The following is a 3,390-nucleotide window of genomic DNA, read 5'->3' on the forward strand; positions in this document are numbered from 1 at the left end:
TATTGGCAAACTGTTCAGCAGCATCCCCGCTCACTAATGGAGCGATACGAACGGTGTTCTGAGCATGCACAATTCCGCCCGCAAGGAGATTCAATAGGAAAACATACATTAATCTTTTTTTTCGCATTGCTTCAATTTTCTATTTGCATCAAAAGGCCTTGTACCATCTTCATCAATCAAATGGGGGGCTCTATCCATCATATCTTCCCGATATTTTTTCAAAACAGCTTTGATAGACATTGTGCAACCTAAGTCAGAATGGGTTTTTGAGACTATCCAAATATCGGTTACTACAGAAGCCTTCCCGCCTGGGACCAGATTCAATGCAGGTGGTGCTATTGGTATGGGAGATGTAGGCCTTTGCGCTATAGCCTTCTGCGCGCCCATGAAACGTAAGGCGCAGAAGATATATTTTACAATATCATCATTTTTAATTCGCATTACATACTCGACTTATTATTGCTTTTATTGAATGAAATATGATTTTTAATATACGCAATCAATTACTCTGGAATAAAACTAACCGATTCACTTGCCTTGATTGTACAACTGAATTTCCCCGAACAATTTTAACCGTTTTTTGTTCAATTCACTAATGAATCCATAAGATGGAATACTTTATCAATCATTGCTGTGCCGTGATACTGAAAACGTCCAGTCTTTTGCCCAGTCTAATGCGATGATAAAAAGCAATAAAATAATTCATCTCTTCTTTTTCACCCTTGCAATTACAGCTTTGTTTTAATCTTTAAAACTTCAGGCCTCAGGTAGGGTTTATTGGCATCAACAACTCCCTTCCATGCGTAAGGATCCTCTCCCGCCACCATTACAATATCTCTGAGATCCTCCGTAGCAGGCAATTTCCCATCCTGATCCCAAGGCAACATCGATTCGGCACTCATGTAATGGTTCACCAGGGCTGTACGGAAGCAGCCGGTAGTTTTATTGCGTTTAGAACTATGCAAGGTATAACCATCGAAAAAAACGACAGAGCCTTTTGCCACTTCAACCGGTACTGGCCCAGCAGAGCCATACTTCGACACATCAATGCTGTCTACATCCGCATACTCATCACTATGGTTATTTACCCGACGCATCAGATAACCGGGCCTGCCGGGAATAATCCACAGGCATCCGTTTTCAATACTTGCATCGTCAATGGCAATCCATACACCAATAAGCGAGCGGTCCCTGGTTGGTATATAAAATTCGTCCTGATGCCAAGCTTGGCCGGCTTTACCCGGACCTTTTACAAACAGCATTGACTGCATGCATTTTACATTGGGACTTATGATATTCGTTAATACATGCACTATTTTTGGATGGGACAAATAATTATAAATAACAGATGAAATTTTATGAGGGAAGTGGATGGCTACATATTTTTTTAAAATATCATCATCTGATTCAACGCCATCTACAGCCAACATGCCGTCTACATATCCCCTTTCTCCACGAAAAATGGCAGCAGTCTCTTTCTTAAGTTCGGTAATTTCATTGCCAGACAATAAATCCGCTGCTATTAAATAACCATTTTGTTTGTAAAAGGCGATATTTTCGCTGGAAATACTGCCTTTGCGGATATACGCATTTTTCTTACTCATAATAATTTTTTAAGAGGTAAATAATATTTCTATTTCTTCCAACGATTTCCCTTTGGTTTCTTTCACTTTCAAGTACATATAAATAAAGGCGATAACGCAAAACAAGGCGTAGCAAAACATAGGTACCGATACACCGAAATGTTTTGTCATAATGGGGAAAATAAGTGTTGATGCAAAATCAGCCAGCCACAATGCAAGTGTGGCTATAGATAAGGCTAAACTGCGAATAAGATTTGGAAAAATTTCGGCGAGATATACCCATACAACGGCGCCCATTGTAGCGGAAAACGAGGCCACGTATAGCAACATAAAAACCAAGACGATATAATGGTCAAAATAATGATAGCGGAAGCATAACCCTACGGCGGTTAATGATAATCCCATTAGCACACTGCCAATTAATAGCAATTTTCGGCGCCCTATTCTGTCAACCAGACCAATGGCAACCAAAGTGAATATTACATTTACAACACCGATAATAATGGTTTGCAATAAGGAAGAACTACTGCTTATTCCGGTCGCTTTAAAAATAACCGGAGCATAATAAATAATTGCATTGATACCTGTAACCTGTTGAAAAACGGCTACTAAAATGCCAATAAATAAAATAGGTCTATATGTTTTTTTAAATAGCAGTTTCCAGGAAACGCTGTGTTTGGCGTGGAAGCTCCTTTCAATTTCCATCACTTCTTCTTCAACCCATTGGGCTTCTGAAATTTTTGCAAGAATTATTGTGGCCTCTTTTTTTCTCCCTTTCATTATCAGCCATCTTGGTGTTTCAGGTACCAGTAACAATAGCAGGAAAAACAGGAGTGCGGGTACGGCCTGAGATGCAAACATCCATCGCCAATTATTACTTCCAAAATCATCTAAAAGGTAGTTAGTAAAATAGGCCACAAGGATGCCTATTACAATAGCCATTTGATAGCAAGCTACCAGCCGTCCGCGCCATTTTGCAGGCGCTATTTCTGCAATGTACATGGGAGATACCATGGCTGCGGCGCCCACCCCTAATCCGCCAATAAGGCGAAATAAAATAAATATAAGTAGTTGCTGCGACATGCCGGCTCCAATACCGGAAATCGCAAACAATGCAGCGCATACAATCAACGATAACCGGCGACCATAACAATCTGCTATTTTACCCGCGAATATTGCTCCAACAGCACAACCAATCAGAATGGCGCTTACCGACCAACCAAGCATATACGCATCCATAGAAAAGTATTTGCTGATATAAGGAATAGCTCCGGAAATGATCGCCGTATCGAAACCAAATAATAATCCCCCTAATGCTGCGATGCCACTGGTAAGCAGGATAAATGTGGTATTCAGCTCACCGTTATGTGCTGTTTTAATAGATAAAAATCTCGCTGATAAAAGATTCAAAATACTAGGCTTTAATGGTGTATTGTTGGTATGTTATGGAGCAAAGTTTGCATGGTGGCGTCATCATCGGGGAATAACATAGGAAAAAATTGGCCGTCAAGCACCTTATCTTGCGGCATACTGGGAAAACCCGCTAAAGCCTCAAGTCGATCATATCCAGCCGTATTACCTTGTGTATCGTGTCCCATTGCATTAATCACAACAGCTCTTCGTGATCTTTCGGAATGATTGGCATAGGAACCATGCATCATTAAAGGGTGATGAAAACTTGCATAGCCTCTTTTTAGTTCATTGGCTACTTTCTTTCCGAATTGAATTTGTTGATTTCCATCCAGAACCTGCTTCACAGCATCCATATCACCTGCCAGCCCGGTGACAGGAAGTAAACCCCATTGAT

Annotated in this window: 4 protein-coding genes; all 4 read right to left on the reverse strand. The window is 40.6% G+C overall.

Annotated elements, in window-relative coordinates:
• Nucleotides 1-108: 108 nt before the first annotated feature.
• On the reverse strand, nt 109-441 hold the full coding sequence (locus ACQR30_RS05720) for a hypothetical protein (protein WP_429732548.1): 333 nt from the start codon (nt 439-441) through the stop codon (nt 109-111).
• 287 nt (nt 442-728) lie between these two features.
• Entirely contained in the window at nt 729-1,604 is an 876-nt protein-coding gene (locus ACQR30_RS05725) for a phytanoyl-CoA dioxygenase family protein (protein ID WP_429732551.1), read from the reverse strand.
• A gap of 9 nt (nt 1,605-1,613) precedes the next feature.
• Nucleotides 1,614-2,993: a sugar porter family MFS transporter gene (locus ACQR30_RS05730; RefSeq protein ID WP_429732554.1), complete on the reverse strand. Its 1,380-nt coding sequence runs from the start codon at nt 2,991-2,993 to the stop codon at nt 1,614-1,616.
• An 11-nt stretch (nt 2,994-3,004) separates the two neighbouring features.
• Nucleotides 3,005-3,390, reverse strand: a 386-nt coding sequence (locus tag ACQR30_RS05735; RefSeq protein ID WP_429732557.1) for a phytanoyl-CoA dioxygenase family protein, incomplete at its 5' end; no start/stop codon positions are given.

Origin of the sequence: Arachidicoccus sp. (genome assembly GCF_050436765.1) — a bacterium.
Classification (GTDB): Bacteria; Bacteroidota; Bacteroidia; order Chitinophagales; family Chitinophagaceae; genus Arachidicoccus.